13 protein-coding genes are annotated in these 16,574 nt (G+C 64.6%); 7 read left to right on the top strand and 6 right to left on the bottom strand.

Annotation, left to right across the window (positions count from 1 at the left end):
- The first annotated feature begins 228 nt into the window (after positions 1 to 228).
- The 6 genes from ACPWMG_RS25220 (at position 229) to ACPWMG_RS25245 (ending at position 8,545) form a co-directional block, all read left to right on the top strand.
- Positions 229 to 1,182, top strand: coding sequence for an ABC transporter permease (locus ACPWMG_RS25220; protein WP_483302224.1), 954 nt, complete (start codon positions 229 to 231; stop codon positions 1,180 to 1,182).
- Between the two features lie 2 nt (positions 1,183 to 1,184).
- Positions 1,185 to 2,063 carry an ABC transporter permease gene (locus ACPWMG_RS25225; protein ID WP_483302225.1) on the top strand — a complete coding sequence of 293 codons (879 nt, stop codon included), beginning with the start codon at positions 1,185 to 1,187 and terminating at the stop codon, positions 2,061 to 2,063.
- Entirely contained in the window at positions 2,060 to 3,904 is a 1,845-nt protein-coding gene (locus ACPWMG_RS25230; RefSeq protein ID WP_483302226.1) for an ABC transporter ATP-binding protein, read from the top strand. The genes ACPWMG_RS25225 and ACPWMG_RS25230 overlap by 4 nt, the downstream gene beginning before the upstream one ends.
- A gap of 19 nt (positions 3,905 to 3,923) precedes the next feature.
- Complete coding sequence (locus ACPWMG_RS25235) at positions 3,924 to 5,414, top strand: M81 family metallopeptidase (protein WP_483302227.1); 1,491 nt, start codon at positions 3,924 to 3,926, stop codon at positions 5,412 to 5,414.
- A gap of 103 nt (positions 5,415 to 5,517) precedes the next feature.
- Complete coding sequence (locus ACPWMG_RS25240; protein WP_483302228.1) at positions 5,518 to 6,945, top strand: amidase; 1,428 nt, start codon at positions 5,518 to 5,520, stop codon at positions 6,943 to 6,945.
- A gap of 127 nt (positions 6,946 to 7,072) precedes the next feature.
- Positions 7,073 to 8,545: an amidase gene (locus tag ACPWMG_RS25245; protein ID WP_483302229.1), complete on the top strand. Its 1,473-nt coding sequence runs from the start codon at positions 7,073 to 7,075 to the stop codon at positions 8,543 to 8,545.
- A 134-nt stretch (positions 8,546 to 8,679) separates the two neighbouring features.
- Here the strand turns inward: ACPWMG_RS25245 and ACPWMG_RS25250 are convergent, their stop codons facing one another.
- The 3 genes from ACPWMG_RS25250 to ACPWMG_RS25260 form a co-directional block, all read right to left on the bottom strand.
- Positions 8,680 to 9,174: an ASCH domain-containing protein gene (locus ACPWMG_RS25250; RefSeq protein WP_483302230.1), complete on the bottom strand. Its 495-nt coding sequence runs from the start codon at positions 9,172 to 9,174 to the stop codon at positions 8,680 to 8,682.
- A gap of 204 nt (positions 9,175 to 9,378) precedes the next feature.
- Positions 9,379 to 9,882, bottom strand: a complete 504-nt coding sequence (locus tag ACPWMG_RS25255) for a hypothetical protein (protein WP_483302231.1) — start codon at positions 9,880 to 9,882, stop codon at positions 9,379 to 9,381.
- On the bottom strand, positions 9,879 to 11,201 hold the full coding sequence (locus ACPWMG_RS25260) for a hemolysin family protein (RefSeq protein ID WP_483302232.1): 1,323 nt from the start codon (positions 11,199 to 11,201) through the stop codon (positions 9,879 to 9,881). Before ACPWMG_RS25260 ends, ACPWMG_RS25255 begins: the two co-directional genes overlap by 4 nt.
- 196 nt (positions 11,202 to 11,397) lie before the next feature.
- Between ACPWMG_RS25260 and ACPWMG_RS25265 the strand changes: the two genes are divergently transcribed.
- Positions 11,398 to 12,777 carry a sensor domain-containing protein gene (locus tag ACPWMG_RS25265; protein ID WP_483302233.1) on the top strand — a complete coding sequence of 460 codons (1,380 nt, stop codon included), beginning with the start codon at positions 11,398 to 11,400 and terminating at the stop codon, positions 12,775 to 12,777.
- A 72-nt stretch (positions 12,778 to 12,849) separates the two neighbouring features.
- Here ACPWMG_RS25265 and ACPWMG_RS25270 read toward each other — a convergent pair whose 3' ends face one another.
- The 3 genes from ACPWMG_RS25270 to ACPWMG_RS25280 are packed head-to-tail and all read right to left on the bottom strand — an operon-like array spanning position 12,850 to position 16,559.
- Positions 12,850 to 13,548, bottom strand: coding sequence for a Vgb family protein (locus ACPWMG_RS25270; RefSeq protein WP_483302234.1), 699 nt, complete (start codon positions 13,546 to 13,548; stop codon positions 12,850 to 12,852).
- Positions 13,549 to 13,594: 46 nt separating this feature from the next.
- On the bottom strand, positions 13,595 to 14,833 hold the full coding sequence (locus ACPWMG_RS25275; RefSeq protein WP_483302235.1) for a helix-turn-helix domain-containing protein: 1,239 nt from the start codon (positions 14,831 to 14,833) through the stop codon (positions 13,595 to 13,597).
- A gap of 49 nt (positions 14,834 to 14,882) precedes the next feature.
- Complete coding sequence (locus ACPWMG_RS25280) at positions 14,883 to 16,559, bottom strand: tannase/feruloyl esterase family alpha/beta hydrolase (RefSeq protein ID WP_483302236.1); 1,677 nt, start codon at positions 16,557 to 16,559, stop codon at positions 14,883 to 14,885.
- Between the last annotated feature and the right edge of the window lie 15 nt (positions 16,560 to 16,574).

Genomic DNA, 16,574 nt, shown 5'->3' on the forward strand with positions numbered 1-16,574 from the left:
TGGTTTGCGCCTAGCAGTCCCTCCCACGCCAGGGCGCGGCCATCCGAGCGAACCTGTTCAACATCGCCCGGCCTTCGGTTTAGCTTGATCTGCAGCCCGCTGTTGCCACACACTGGCACGGCGGGCCTGCCCTCTGCTTTCGCCACGCTATGACATCCATAGCTGTCGCCGCTCACCACTGGTGCGCCAGCGGCCTATTTTTCTTAAGAAGTAAGTGATCTCGCCACCATGCTCCGTTTTCTGCTTCAGAGGCTGTTAGCCGTCATTCCGGTTTTGCTGGTGGTGGCGGTGATCGTGTTCCTCATCTTGCGCCTCACCCCCGGCGACCCTGCGGCGGTGATCGCCGGCAACAGTGCCACCAACGAAGACATCGACCGCATCCGCGAACAACTCGGCCTGACCAAGCCACTGCTGATGCAGTTCTGGATCTGGTTCAGCGGCGTGTTGCAGGGCGACCTGGGCTACTCGTTCTTCATGAACAAATCGGTCACCTCGCTGATCGCCCAGCGTATTGAGCCCACGCTGTCGCTGGCCGCAGGCACCATGTTCATCGCCGTGCTGGTAGCCGTGCCCCTGGGCACCCTGGCCGCCTGGCGCATGGGCGGTTGGCTCGACCGCATGCTGTCCGGCTTCTCCGTCGCCGGCTTCTCGGTGCCGGTGTTTGTGATCGGCTACGTGCTGATCTACATCTTCTCCATCAAGCTGCAATGGCTGCCGGTGCAAGGCTACAAACGCATCATGGGGCCCGGCGGTTTGAACGTCGGTGCCTGGGCTTACCAACTGGTGTTGCCATGGCTGTCGTTGGCCACCATCTACGTGGCGCTGATTGCCCGCGTCACACGCGCCAGCGTCTCTGAAGCGCTGACCGAAGACTACATCCGCACCGCGCGCGCCAAGGGCCTCAAAGAACGCGCCGTGCTGCTGCACCACGCGCTGGCCAACGCAGCCGTGCCCATCGCCACCGTCATAGGCATTGGCGTGGCGCTGCTCATCGGCGGCGTGGTGGTCACCGAGACGGTGTTCTCCATTCCCGGCCTGGGCTCGCTCACGGTAGATGCCGTGCTGAACCGCGACTTCCCGGTAATCCAGGGCGTGGTGCTGGTGTTCAGCGTGTTGTACGTGCTGGTGAACTTGTTGGTGGACGTGAGCTACCTTTTCTTAGATCCACGAATTCGTTATTAAGCATGCGCCAACTCAAAAAACTCTGGGCCAACAGCGCCTTCAAGTTCGGCACCGTGGTGCTGGCCCTGCTGCTGCTCATCGCCGGCATTGCGCCGTTTCTCGGCACGGTAGACCCGGCCGCCATGGACTACGCCAACGTCAACATCGCCGCAGGCACCAGTGGCAACTTTGCCTTACTCGACGGCACCAGCGTGGCCCACAAGTTCTGGATGGGCAGCGACAACTTCGGCCGCGACATCTACAGCCGCGTGCTCTACGGCACCCGCACTTCGCTCCTGGTCGCACTGTGCACCGGCGTGCTGGCGGTGGCCATTGGTGCCGTGCTGGGCATGCTGGCCGGTTACTTCCGCGTGGTCGACGCGCTGCTGATGCGGGTGATGGACGGCCTGATGGCCATCCCTGCCATCCTACTGGCCATTGCCTTGGTGTCGGCCCTGGGCGCGCAACTGTGGACGGTGGTGGTGGCGATTGCCATTCCTGAAATTCCGCGTGTGACGCGCCTGGTGCGCGCACTGGTGCTGAGCCTGCGAGAAGAACCTTTTGTGGAAGCTGCGCGTGCGCTGGCCACGCCCACACCGGTGATCTTGTGGCGCCACATCTTGCCCAACGCACTCGCCCCACTCATCGTGCAAGGCACCTTCATCGCCGCCTCTGCGGTGTTGACCGAAGCCATTCTGAGCTTCCTGGGCCTGGGCCTGCCGGCTGACGTGCCCACCTGGGGCAACATCATGGCCGAAGGGCGTGTGCAGTTCAGCCAGTACCCCGGCAACGTGTTGTTCCCCGCCCTTTTCTTGGTGCCCACCGTGCTCGCCATCAACCTCTTGGGTGACGGCCTGCGCGACGTGCTCGACCCCAAATTTGCCAAGAAGGCCGCAGCATGACCGAAGACGAAAAGAACTCCAGCCTGGAACGTGCCATGCAGCGCCGCGAGGATGCGGCATCGGCCCACACAGCCGCTACCGCTGCTGCTGAAGCCATTGTTGAAACCGCGCCTGTGGCAGAAGCTGAAGTGATCGACGCCATCGAACCCGAGGCCGAAGTAGAAAACGTCGCCCCCACGCGCGAAGTGCTTACCGCCGCCAACGGCCAAGTCTCCACCCAAACCCCCACCCGCCCGCCGGTGCTGGTGATCGAAGACCTGCACGTCGCCCTGCCCGCTGGCGGCGACCGCAGCCACGCCGTGCGCAGTGTGAGCCTGTCCATCGCGCCCGGTGAAACCGTATGCGTGGTGGGCGAGTCCGGCTCCGGCAAATCGGTGATGGCCACCACGGTGATGGGCCTGCTGCCAAAGGAGCTCAAGCCCTCGCAAGGCCGCGTGGTGTTGCAAGGTGAATCGATGCTCGACGCCTCGCCCGCACGCCTGCGCCAGTTGCGCGGCAAGACCATGGGCATGGTGTTCCAGGAACCCATGACCGCGCTCAACCCGGTGATGACCTGCGGCGAGCAAATCGACGAACTGCTGCGTGAACACACGCAGTGGAACGGCGCGCGCCGGCAGAAAGAAATCCTCGACATCCTGGCGCGTGTGAAGCTGCCCGACCCGGCGCGCATGGTGCGCAGCTACCCGCACCAGCTCTCGGGCGGCCAGCGCCAGCGCATCGTCATCGCCATGGCGGTGATCCTGCGCCCGGCCCTGTTGATCTGCGACGAACCAACCACCGCGCTCGACGTCACCACGCAGAAAGAAATCCTCAAGCTGATTGCCGAGCTGCAAGCCAGCGGCTCGGCCGACGGCCTGCAAAGCGGCGTGTTGTTCATCACCCACGACATGGGGGTGGTGGCCGAAATTGCCGACCAGGTACTGGTGATGAACCAAGGCCAGGTGGTCGAATGCGGCCCGGCCGACCAAGTGCTGCACCGCCCCGCACAGGCCTACACCCGCATGCTGCTCGAAGCCGTGCCCAGCATGACGCCGCCCCCTGCACGCGCCGAGCCCACGGGCGCGCCGCTGCTGCGCGGCAACAACGTGGTGAAGACCTACACCAGCCGCGACTGGCTCGGCCGCAGCCGCGAGACCCACGCGCTGCGTGGCGCCGCACTCGCCGTGCGCGCCGGTGAAACGGTTGGCGTGGTGGGCGAGTCCGGCTCGGGCAAGTCCACCCTGGCACGCTGCCTCATCCGCATGATCGACCCCAGCGGCGGTGAAGTCTGGTGGGGCAACACCGATGTGGCCAACTTCGGCGAAGGCCGCTTGCGCCCGCTGCGCTCGCAAGTACAGGTGGTGTTTCAAGACCCCAACCGCTCGCTCAACCCACGCCGCAAAGTGGGCGACTCCATCATCGAGGGCGCCATGAATTTCGGCGCTACTCGCGCAGATGCAGAGCGCATGGCGGCCGATTTCATGGACAAGGTGCGCCTGCCGCGCGAAGGCCTGGAGCGTTACCCCAGCCAGTTCTCAGGCGGGCAACGCCAGCGCATCGCCATCGCCCGCGCACTGGCCTGCAAGCCGCTGGTGCTGGTGGCCGACGAAGCCGTGAGCGCACTCGACGTGAGTGTGCAGGCGCAGATCCTCACGCTGCTGCGCGACATCCGCGACGAGCTGGGCCTGGGCCTGCTGTTCATCACCCACGACCTGCGCGTGGCCGCCCAACTGTGCGACTACGTGATCGTGATGCACCAGGGCGAGATCGTGGAACAAGGCCGGACGGCCGAGTTGTACGCCAACCCTCAACATGCCTACACACAGAGCCTTTTCGCAGCCGCCCCTCCGAACATTGCCTAGAACTTAGAACTCAGCCCCCATGATCAAAGTCCTCGTCGCCGGCTACCAACACGAAACCAATACCTTCGCCCCCACACGTGCCGACTGGGCCGCCTTCAACCGGGGCGACTCGTTCCCCGCGTTTGTGCACGGCGCGCCCATGGTGGCGCAGCTCACCGGCGTGAACCTGCCCATCGGCGGCTTCATCGACGCGGCACGCACCCATGGCTGGCAGTTGGTGCCCAGCAGTTGGTGTGGCGCAATTCCGTCTTCTTACGTCACCGAAGACGCGTTCGAGCGCATCTGCGCCAGCATCCTCACCGATGTGCGCGCTGGTGGCTTTGACGCCGTCTACCTCGACCTGCACGGCGCCGGTGTGGCCGAGAACGCGCTCGACAGCGAAGGCGAGTTGATCGCCCGCATCCGCGCCGTGGTGGGCGCCGATCTGCCCATCGTCGCCAGCCTGGATTTGCATGCCAACGTCACGCGCCGCATGCTGCGCGAGGCTGATGCCCTGGTGGCCTACCGCAGCTACCCACACGTGGACATGGCCGACACCGGCGTGCTGGCCGCCGAGCTGTTGGCGCGCCGCTTGAAGGCCGGCCGACGCGAACCCCAACAGGCCATGCGCCTGCCGTTCCTCATCCCGCTGAACGCTCAAAGCACCTGGATGGAGCCCGCCAAAAGTTTGTATGAAGCGCTGCGCGAACTCGACCAACGTTACGGCACGGTGCTGAGCTTCTGCATGGGCTTCCCCGCCGCCGACTTCGTTGAGTGCGCCCCCATGGTGTGGGGCTACGGCGCCGAAGCCGAAGTGGCCGTGCGTGCACTCTACGACCTAGTGAGCGCCCCCGCGCAATGGCGTCCCGACTACCTGGACGCCGGCCCCGCCGTTGCACGCGCCTTGGCGGTGGCCGACAGCGCCAGCCGCCCCGTGGTGCTGGCCGACACGCAAGACAACCCCGGCGCCGGTGGCGACAGCAACACCACCGGTCTGCTGCATGCGCTGCTGCAGCACGGCGCTGGCAAACGCTTCCCAGGTCAGGTCGCTTTTGGGTTGATGTTCGACAGCCATGCCGCCGCCGCCGCACATGCGGCCGGTGTAGGCGCGACGATCGAGATCGCCCTCGGCACCGCCGTGCCCACCTTCACCGGCAGCCTGAGCGACGCGCCGGTGCAAGGCCGCTTCACCGTGCGCGCGCTGAGCGACGGCACCGTCACGTTGAAGGGCCCGATGATGACCGGACTGACCGTGCAGCTGGGCGCCTGCGCCTGCCTGGAGATCGACGGTGTATTGATCGCCGTGACCAGCGGCAAGAAGCAATTGCTCGACCGCGAACTGCTGCGCATGGTGGGCATCCAACCCGAAGCCATGAAGATCATCGCCGTGAAAAGCTCAAACCACTTCCGCGCCGACTTCACGCCCATCGCCGCGCAAATCATCGTCGCCAAGGCCGCCGGCCCCATGGCCGCCGACCCGGCCGATTTGCCGTGGAAAAACCTCGATCCGAGCGTTCGCACCAAGCCCTGAGCAAGCCCTGAATCGCTTTAATCCCCAGCGTAAACCCTTCACTACCAGCCATTGCCCGAGGCCTTTTCGTCTAAGAATAGGCCACGTTTAACCTGGAGACACCATGTCCTCTCATAGCAGCAGCCGCTACGAACTCGCCGATTGCACCGCCCACGAACTGATCCAGCTGTACCGCACCGGCCAGGCTTCGCCCCTGGAAGTGGCCAGCGCCGTGTTTGGCCGCATGGACCGGGTGGACGGCACGCTCAACGCCTTCAGCCACATGGACCCGGAAGGTGCTGCACAGGCCGCGCGCGACAGCGAAGCCCGCTGGAAACAAGGCGCGCCGATTGGCCCGCTGGATGGTGTGCCGGTCTCTGTGAAAGACATCATCCTCACCAAAGGCATGCCGACCCTGCGCGGCAGCCACACGGTCGATGCCAACCAGCCGTGGGATGTTGACGCCCCCGCCACCGCCCGCCTGCGCGCCGCCGGTGCCGTGATCATCGGCAAGACCACCACGCCTGAATTTGGCTGCAAGGGCGAAACCAACTCGCCACGCACCGGCATCACACGCAACCCGTGGAACCCCAACAAAACGCCGGGCGGCTCGTCTGGCGGCGCCTCGGCCGCGGTGAGCGCCGGCATGGGCCCCATCGCCATCGGCACCGATGGCGCGGGCTCGGTGCGCATCCCTGCGGCCTTCTGCGGCAACTTTGGCCTGAAGCCCAGCTTTGGCCGCATTCCGGCCTACCCACTGTCACCCTTTGGCACCGTGGCCCACCTCGGCCCGCACACCCGCAGCGTGATCGACGCCGCCATTGTGATGAACGTGCTGAAGCAACCCGACGCACGCGACTGGACCGCCCTGCCCTTCGACCCACGCGACTACATGGTCGGCCTGAACGACGGCGTGATGGGCTTGCGCATCGCCTATTCGCCGACCTTGGGCTACGCGAAAAATGTGCACCCCGAAGTGGCCGCCGCCGTGCTGGCCGCCGCCGTGGCGCTGCAAGACATGGGTGCCGTGGTCGAAGAAGTTGACCCTGGCTTTGAAGACCCACTGGACATCACCACCGGCCTGTGGTTCCTGGGTGCGGCCACCGTGTGGAACGGCCTCACGCCCGCCCAACAAGCCGTGACCGACCCCGACTTCCGTGCGGAAGCCGCACTCGGCAACAAGCTCACCGCACAAGACGTGCAAGCCCTGCACCAACGCCGTGGCGCGCTGGGCAGCCACATGCGCCAGTTCATGCAAGGCTACGACCTGCTGATCACGCCCGCCGTGTCCATTCCCGCGTTCGACGCCAAGCCCGCCGGCCACAGCGCCATGACGCCCGAAGCCATGCTCGGCTGGACGCCCTTCAGCTACCCCTTCAACCTGACGCAGCAGCCCGCCTGCAGCATGCCCTGCGGCCTGACCAGCGATGGCTTGCCCATCGGCCTGCAAATCGTGGGGCCGATGTTTGGCGACGCCTTGGTGCTGCGCGCGGCACGTGCTTATGAAAGCGCGTTCCCGATTGTTGGGCCCGACTTGAACAAACTGCTTTGATGCTTCATCACTTCATTTTGGGTAGCGGCTCACGCTACTGTTGATTGCGCAGACGGCCGGCTTCTCTTCAGAAGTCGGCCGTTTTGCATTTACACCACCCTCCACTGAAACGAAACGGAAGCTTGCGATGACTTTGGCTATGAACTGGGAAGAATGGGCACACCACGACGGCGTGGCCTTGGCAGAACGCGTGCGCAAGGGCGACGTCACACCCGCCGAGCTGGCCACACAAGCCAAAGCCGCCATCGACAAAACCAACCCCACCCTCAGTGCCGTGGTCGAAGTATTTGACGATGCCGTGGCCGACCCGGTGCAAAACGGCACCAACCCAGACGGCTTCTTTGCCGGCGTGCCCTACCTGATGAAAGACCTGGGCCCCACGCTCAAAGGCCGCCTGCAGGAGTTCGGCTCGCTGCTGATGCAAGGCCACCGCCCCGCAGAAGACAGCTTCCTCACCGGCCAGATCCGCAAGGCTGGTCTGAACATCATCGGCCGCAGCACCACGCCCGAATTCGGCGTGTGCAGCTCCGCCGAAAACACGCTCTACACCACACGCAACCCGTGGGACGTGGCATACACCACCTGCGGCTCGTCAGCCGGCACCGCAGCCGCCGTGGCTGCCGGTGTGTTGCCCTTGTCGCACGCCACCGACGGCGGCGGCTCCATCCGCATTCCTGCGGGCGTGAACGGCAACATCGGCCTCAAAGTTTCGCGCGGCGTGTTCTCGCTGGCGCCCGGTTTGTCCGACCTCTCAGGCCTGGTCTCCATCCAAGGTTGCCACAGCCGCACGGTGCGCGACACCGCCGCCTTTGTCGACCAATGCCGTGGCGGCGCGCCCGGCGAGTTCATGCCCTTCTGGTCGCCCGCCGAGCCGTACAGCCAGCTCATTAAACGCGACCCCGGCAAGCTGCGCATTGCGCTCTCACACGAGTGGGGCGACTTCAAAGCCACGCCGCATTTTGTGGCCGAGCTGGAGCGCGTCGGCCGCTTGCTTGAAGGCCTGGGCCACCACGTCGAATGGGCGCTGCCCAAGGTCGATTTCCAGGGCGCCTTTGCCGCGCAAACCACCTGCTATATCAGCAACTTTGCGCAGGTCATCGCCAACCAGATCGCCCGCCTGGGCTACGAGCGCCCACCGGCCGAATTGCTGGAACCCATCAACATCAAAATCTGGGAAGCCGGCCTGCACACCTCGTACACCGAGCGCTCCAAAATGCAAGCCGTGTTCAACACCACCTCCCGCGCCTTCGGCCAGTTCTTCGAGGAGTGGGACATCATCCTTACCCCCATCACCGCCAAGCCCACACCGAAGGTCGGCACGTCTGAGTACCTCACCACCAGCACCAACCCCTCGGTCTACGACTGGTTCGACAACCTCTGGCAAAACTTCGCCTACACGCCCCTGGCCAACCTCTGCGGCATGCCTGGCATCTCGCTGCCCCTGGCAGCGCAAGAGAACGGTTTGCCCCTGGGCATCCAGGCGCAAGCGCGGCAGGCGAATGATGGTTTGCTGCTGCAGTTGGCCGCGCAGATTGAGCGCGCGATTGGCGGCAAGTGGAACGCGGGCCAACGGCCTGGGGTGCATGTGACGGCGGGCTAGGCTGAAGCGGCGGCCCATGATCGAGCGGGTGGATGGCTCGCTTGGTCTGCGCGGTGCGCTATGTGAGCGTCAGCAGTGGCGGTGAGCTGAGATTCGGCGCGCGGCACGGTGGAAGCTGCCACTCAACGTTGGAGCTAAGCGGACGGTTTGGCCGCGTTGGTTGGGGGACAGTAGACGACCGCGAAGCACTCGCAAGCGACGAGCATGTTCTCGCTGAACTCTCTGCCCGCGCGAGCGCACTCGCGCGTGAAGTACGTCCTGTGCGCCTCTTGCCAGAAGGACAGCGAGCCGTCGCCTTCTCCCTCGGTGGCTGCAAACTCCGCCGTGACCTCCCGGAAGGGCAAGACTTCGACTGATTGGGTTTCGATGATGCACAGCGGCCGCCCCGACCAGTCGGTGACGATGCTCAGATGGCCGGGTTGAGGAAGACCCTTTCCTTCCGCTTCGTATGACCACACCGCTCCTGCGGTTGCGCGCTTTGTGCCGCTTAGCACAAGGGCCGCAAGCTCGTTGGCGAGTTCCTCACTGTCGCCGAAGATGCAGGCTTCGTAGAAGCGTTCTTCGTCTGCGCGCCCGGTGAACTTGGCGAAGTCGCTCCAGAACGGCGCGAGATGTGGCGGAATGGACATAGCGTAACTTGTGCGATCTCACAATAAAAGTAAGCGACTGCTTGCGGGCCGAACGACCCGCCCACTGGATACCCTGCGTTTCGGACGCATGACCGGCAGTTTTGCGCAGGATGGATGAAGGTCCCCTAGTGGCCGTCTACGGCAGCAGACACACTTTAATTGCAAGTCCGCTGCGCGGTTCAAAGCAGCCACACAACAGTCAACTCAACCGCCGCCCTGCTCCGTCCCCGCCACCGCATTCGCACACCCCAACTGCAGCACCCGCACCAACAGCAGCATCACGTTGGCATCGGCCCAACGCAGACTTTCCAGCACCGAAGTTTCTGAGCGCGCACCGTGCGGGCCAGAGTGCACGTCGATGTTGAAAGTGGCGTCGACCTTGTCGCGCGAGAGCTGCACCACAGCACCCAGCAGCGGCACATCGACCGAGGGGCGCGGGCCGGCGGGGCCGTCTACGTCGACGCGCAACACACAGCCGGGGCGCATTTCATATTGCCAGCGGCGCTCGGGGTGGGCATCTTTACCCAAGCTGTTCATCTCGGCCAGGCGCTGCGCTGGCGTCATGTCGAAGGGGTTACGCAGGGGCTCGTCCTCCTGCGGGTAACCGTCTACACAGGCGGCGCCGAAGCACACCACAGCGGCGGCGAAGGCCAGGCGCCAGCGCAGGGGCTGGGCCAAAGGAGAGGCCAAGCGCGCCAGCCCGCTCATAGTGCAGCAGGTTCGGCGGCCTGGGCCGGGTCTGCGGTGACGATCTTGGTCGCCAGGATTTTGTCGATGGTTTTGCCGTCCATGTCGACCACTTCGAGCTTCCAGTCTTCCCACTGCACGGTGTCGGCTACCTTGGGCAGTTTGCCGGTGAGCAGCATGATCATGCCGCTGAGCGTGTGGTAGCGGCCACGTTCTTCTTCGGGCACGGCGTTCAGCTCCAGGCGGTCTTTCAGCTCGGGCACGGGGATGTGGCCATCCAGCAACCAACTGCCGTCGTCACGTTGCACGGCCCACGAGGTGGCGGGGTCGCGTGGTTGAAACTCGCCGGTGATGGCTTCAATCAAATCTTGCAGCGTCACGATGCCTTGCACTTCGCCGTATTCGTCGATAACAAACGCCATGTGCACGTCCGACAGTTTAAAGTTGTCGAGCAGCTCCATGCCGGTGATGGTTTCAGGCACGTAGAGCACGGTCTGCAGCGGCTGGTGGGCCAGGCTGTGCGCTGGATCGCGCAGCGTGCGCGACAACCATTGGCGCGCGTTGATCACGCCCAAAATTTCGTCCATGCTGCCGCGCACCACAGGGAAGCGCGCGTGGTCGGAGCTTTCAATGCGCTGCAGGTTGTCGGCAAACGGCGCATCAATGTCGATACACACCACATCGCCGCGCGGCACCATCAGCGAGCCGATTTGCCGGTCGTCCAAACGGAACACGTTGCGCACCATGGTGTGCTCGTGGGACTCGATCACACCGGCCGTCGTGCCTTCGACCAGCATGGCGTGGATCTCTTCTTCGGTCACCGGGCTGCCGCTGGTTTCTTTCACGCCCAAGATGCGCAGCAAGGTGCGCGTGGAGGCCGACAGCAGCAACACAAACGGCTTGGTGGCCAGCGCCAGAAAGTTGATGGGCCGCGCCACCAGGCGCGCAAAGGTTTCGGGGTACGACTGGCCAATGCGCTTGGGCACCAACTCGCCCACCACGATGGAGAAGTAGGTGATCAACACCACCACAAGGCCGGTGGCACCGTACTCACCGTAGGTGCGCGGTACGCCCAGCGATTCGAGCCACAGCGCCAGCGGCGCGGCCAATGCCGCCTCGCCCACGATGCCGTTGAGCACACCAATGGAGGTAATGCCGATTTGAATCGTGGAGAGAAAACGCGTGGGGTCTTCGCCCAGTTTGACCGCTGCGGCGGCCCCGTGGTCGCCCTCATCGAGCAGCTTTTGCAAACGGGCTTTGCGTGCGGTCACCAGTGCGATTTCCGACATGGCAAAAAGGCCGTTGAGACAGATGAGGGCGAAGAGTATGGCTATTTCCATGATGAGGGCGCTAAGTACGCTTGCTGCGTGTGACGCACCCTAAGGTTGTTTTGAGGAAAACCATTTTATGGAATGGGGCTTTTTCCTTTTTTTTATAGGTGTGTTCTGGGCGACACGGCCAGCCCCTCCACACGCCTGTATACGGCTCACGCAAGCAACTGGTAACCTCCTCTCTCCAGCGCATCTTTTCCCTTGTATGAACCTCACCCCTCCGGCCACTTCGGTCAATGTTCTGGATCTCCTGATTGACGCCGTGTGTGTGGTCGATGCCGAGGGACGCTACGTCTTCGTCAGCGCCGCATATGAACGCATTTTTGGCTACACCCCCCAAGAGGTGCTGGGCCGACGCATGATCGAGTTGGTTCACCCTGATGACCGCGCACGCACCATGGCCGTGGTGGCCGACATCATGGCCGGCCAGTACCAACTGAATTTTGAAAACCGCTACCTGCGCAAAGATGGCGGTGTGGTGCACATCATGTGGTCGGCGCGCTGGTCGCCCGACGACGGCATGCGGGTGGCAGTGGCGCGCGACGTGACCGAGCGCAAGCGCACCGAGGCGCTGCAGGCGGCCACCTATGCCATCTCTGAAGCCGCCCACGCGGCCAGTGACTTGGTGGCGCTGTTTGAACGCATTCACAGCATTGTTGGCAGCTTGCTACCGGCCACCCATTTCTCGGTGGCGCTGCTGAACGCCGTCACGCAAGAGATCCATTGCCCGTACCACGTGGCACCCATACCCTTGCACACCCTGCCCATGGGCGAAGGCAGCCTGTGTGCAGAAGTGGTGCGCACCGGCCACGCGCTGCGGCTCAGCCCAGCCAACGCCAGCACGGTGGCGCCGCACCTGCAGGCGGCCGCCCAACACCAGCAAAGTGTGGTGCCGTATTGGCTGGGCGTGCCGCTGAAGGGGCGCCAGGGCACATTGGGGGCACTGGTGTTGCAAGCCGATGAAGCGCACGCCGGCTACACCGAAAAAGACCAAGAGCTTCTGCAGTTCGTGTCCACCCAGGTCGTCACCGCCATCGAGCGCAGCCAGGTCAACCAGCGGCTGCAGCAAATGGCCCTGTACGACCCACTCACCCAGTTACCCAACCGCCAGTTGTTCAACGACCGCCTCAAGGCCGCCTTGACCCGCGCGGTGCGCGAACACAGCACCCTGGCACTGCTGTTTGTGGATCTGGATCGCTTCAAAAGCGTGAACGACAGCCTGGGCCATGCCGCTGGCGACCTGCTGTTGCAAGGCGTGGCCGCACGCCTGAGTGCCTGCGTGCGGGCCTCTGACACGGTGGCGCGGCTTGGTGGCGACGAGTTTGTGTTGCTGCTGGAAAGCGGCCATGACCACGTGAGCCAAACCACCTCCACAACCGCCACCTGCGCCGACACCGTGGCCGCCAAAATCCTCGCAGCCTTCGCCAAGCCCTTTGACTTGAACGGCACCCCCGTGCACATTCACCCCAGCATCGGCATCGCCGTGTACCCGCAACACGGCCAAGACGCTGAGCGCTTGCTCAACCATGCCGATGAGGCGATGTATGCCTGCAAGAATGCGGGCCGCAACCGACTTGGGCCTTGAACGCCCGCCCGTCGCGCTAGCGTTTTAATAGCTGGTTGCGCCACGGCAGCTTGCCTGCCAGGCCTTTTCCTTTCAAGAACCTGCGGTCTTTCCTTTTGGCTTGCGCACGGCGCGCACGGTGCCGCTGGGGCCGCCGCCGCAATAGAACAGATCGGCACCATCCGATTCGAGCCCGCTGACCACGATGCCCGCAGGCATTTCCAGCCGCGTGAGTACCGTGCCGTTCACGGGGTCGACGCGGCGCACTTCACTCTCTTCACCTTCCCAGGTGCCGTGCCACAGCTCACCATCAACCCAGGTCACGCCGGTGACGAATCGGTTGGATTCGATGGTGCGGATGATGGCGCCGGTGGCGGGGTTGACCTGGTGGATGCGGCGGTCGCGGTACTGGCCCACCCACAAGCTGCCTTCGGCCCAGGTGAGCCCCGAGTCCGAGCCGCTGCCGGGAGCGGGAATGGACGCCAGCACCTGGCCGGTGGCGGGGTCGATCTTGTCGATACGCGTCTCGGCAATTTGGTAGAGGTGCTTGCCGTCGAAGGCTGTGCCTGCGTCGCACGCCACATCGAGTGTGCGCGTGGTTTCGCCGCTAGTGGGGTCGAAACCCACGAGCTTGGCGCCCGTGGCGGCCCACACGCGCTGGCCGTCGTGGGTCACGCCGTGGATGCGGTCGGCACCATCGAAGGGGCCGTACTCGCGCACGATTTGTGCAGCTTGCACCAAGGTTTTTTCTGTGGCTTGGGATTGGCCACGTTCGATCGTCTGACTTGTCATGAAAGGCTCCTGGTAACGCGCCTAAAAGTGGCGCGGTGAATCCACTTTAGGGAAACGGCAGCACAGCGGGGAGTAACAAGATCGTCGTGAATTCCACCAGCGGCGGCGCGAGCCAACGGCGTGCGCGCGCCAGGCCCACCGAACGCACACGGCCCTGGGCCTCCAGATCGGCCAACGCACGTTGCACGGTGCGCTGGCTGGCTCCCAGCGCCAAGGCCAGGGCCGAGGTAGACCACGCTGCACCGTCGGACAGCAACGCCACCAACGCGGCGTCGTCGCCCTCTACCGGCGGCGCCAGCAACACCAACTTGCGGTCGCCCAACGGCCGCAGGACAAAGCCGCGTGACGTGGCCTCAACTTGCGCCAGGCCATGCAGCAGCGCCCGCAAACGGCCCATCTCTACACGCAAACGTGCGCGGTGCGTTTCGTCAGGGTGGCGCGTGCGAAAGGCTTTGGCGATCAACGCGTCACGGTGCACATCGCCGGGCCAGGCTTCGGCCAGCGCCCGCGCCAGGTTCCACAACACGGGTCGGCGCGCCAGCGGCAACCAGGTCGCTGCCGCGCGAAGGCCGCGCTGGCAGGCATCGACCACCAACACATCGGCATCGCGCAACGCGGCGACGTCGTCGAGCGACAAGACCTGTTCGCCATCGGCCGACAAACGCCGTGCGGCTGGTCGCTGCAGCAACGCCATGGCGTCCGCCACTTCGGCCCGCAACGCGGGGATGCGCGCGGTTTGCGCTGCAGCTCCTGCGCGGTCCAAGGCGGCACGGGCAGGCGCCATCTGCAGGGCACGCAGTGCCAGCTCAGCGGTGGTGAGTTCAGCCACGGCGGCGATAGCGCTAAACGCGGACGGCAAGCGTGTGGTGTCGACACCGGCCAAGGTTTGGGTGGCGTCCGTCACGCGCCCGAGCAGCAACAGCCAGCGTGCGGCCACCAGCCGAGCTTGCAGGGCATTGGCGTGGTCGCCATGCGCTTGGAGTGTGGCCGCAGCCGTCAGCAAACCACGAGCAGAAAGGGGCGAACCGCTCAGATCGCGCATGGCCAGCGCCACTTCGGCTTCGGCCACCACACAGCGCGCGCGGGCTACGGCTTCATGGGCGCCAAAGCCACGCGCGGCGCGCCGCAACAGTTCACGCGCCCTTGGGTGCTCGCCTAACTGCGCCATGGCAATGCCACGCAGCGCCAGCGCCGGCGGATCGTCGCGCAGGGCCACGCGTTTGAGCGCGCCCAGCGCATTCCCCGCAGCCAGCGCGCGGGCAGAGGCAGAGATGAGGGAGTCCATGGCGGCAGATTACACCGCCGTGCGCCCCCATGGAGACCTCGTTAAAACACTAGGACATTTGGCAGGTGAAGTTGGCCGCGTCGTTCAGCGACGCGCCCGCCGCACCCGTAAAAATCGGCTTTGCAGGCCAGCGGCACATGGGGCGGCCACGGTTGGCGCCGGTGTTGTTGTCCACTGACGCGATCACCTCGGGCGCGGTGCCGTTTTCCACCCAACTGTGCAACACGCTGAGTCCGTCGTAGCCCAGGTTGTACGGGCCAAAGCCGTGGCCGTAACCGGGAATCGAATAGAAGCGCACGAAGCCATCCACCGCCGTCTGGCCCAACGCGGCCACTTGGCGCTGGTAGTAATTTTCGGTGTTGTGCGGGCTGATGAAGTCGTCGGCCGTGCCGTGCGTCAAGATCAGTTTGCCGCCCTTGGCGCGAAAGGCGGCCAGGCTCACAGCCGTCACGTCGGTGATGTTACCCAACGCCTGCAGGCGCGCTTTGTAGGCAGCGGGGTCGTAGGTCAAGGCATCGAGTGCGGGGTTTTGCGTGGCGAAGTATTGGGCGTGTGCGGCGCCAATGTTGTAGAGCAGTGCGTCGGTCGCCAGAGGCGGGTTGGCCGGCACCGCAGACGCGCCGAATGACGAGACATTGAACAACGCGCCTTCGAGCAACGGCCAACGTGGAAACACCTGCTGGCCGGCCACTTCAAAACCCAGGTCGTAAGGCGAGGCAATTTGCTGCACGGCGGCGATTTGCGGATCAGACAAACAAGTGTCACCTGTGTCCGCGCCACCCGCGCAGCGCAGCGTGGCTTTCACGGTGTCGATGTTGAAGGCGGCATTGCAGGCCGAGACGTTGCCGATGATGCCGTCCTTTGCGCCGTCCAGCCCGTCACACGCCGCGTAGACCGCGTTGGTCAGCAGTGTTTTCTTGGCGGGGTTGATCCAGCCCGCACCACCGTTGGCGTAGAGCGCCTTGCCCACGTTGAGCGACGCCAATTGCAGCAGCGTGATGTTGTAGGCCGGGTAGTTGGCGATCACGCCGTCGTAGTCCGCCGGGTAACGCGCGGCGGCGTCCAGCGCCTCGTGGCCGCCTTGAGAGCCACCGATGAAGTAGAAGCGCTTGGGGGCCTCGCCATAACGCTTTTGCACAATCGCCATGGCCACGTCGTGTGTCTTCTTGACCGACTGCTGGCCGTAGTTCAGCAGCGCCTCGGCGTTGAGCGCAAAGTTGCCGTCAAATCCGCTGGCGGCCTTGTGGCCGCCATCGCTGCCCAGGGTCACATAGCCTTGTTTCAGCGCATTCGCCGTGCCCGCAACTTGCGCGGTGTAGGCCCCCAGGCCGGTGACCAGAGTGCCGTCGTACGCGCCGCCGCCAAACTGGAGCGCGCGCTGGTTCCAACTGGTGGGCAGGTTGACCTGAAATTCCATGCTCGGGGCCGATGCGCTCACCGGCGCGATGAAGCCGGTGACGGCGCAGTATTCACCATTGGTGTTGCCACTGGCGCTGGCCGAGACCAAGGTGGCGGTTTTGACGCTAGCGCCCGAAGTGGGCAAACCGATGGACGAGGCGCCGATGGACAGTCCCACTAACCCGGCGCAAGCCTCTGCCGGTGTGGCCACGAGGCCAATGGTGGAACCGCCACCGCCTCCGCAGGCCGTGAGCGAGGCCAAAAGGGCCACGCTGAAGGCGCCAAAACCAAACTTCGCGCCGGGGTGCCGATGAATGTGCAATGCCATGCTGTCTCCTGGATT

It is taken from the genome of Hydrophilobacter chitinilyticus (assembly GCF_049860745.1).
GTDB lineage: Bacteria > Pseudomonadota > Gammaproteobacteria > Burkholderiales > Burkholderiaceae_C > Rhodoferax_B.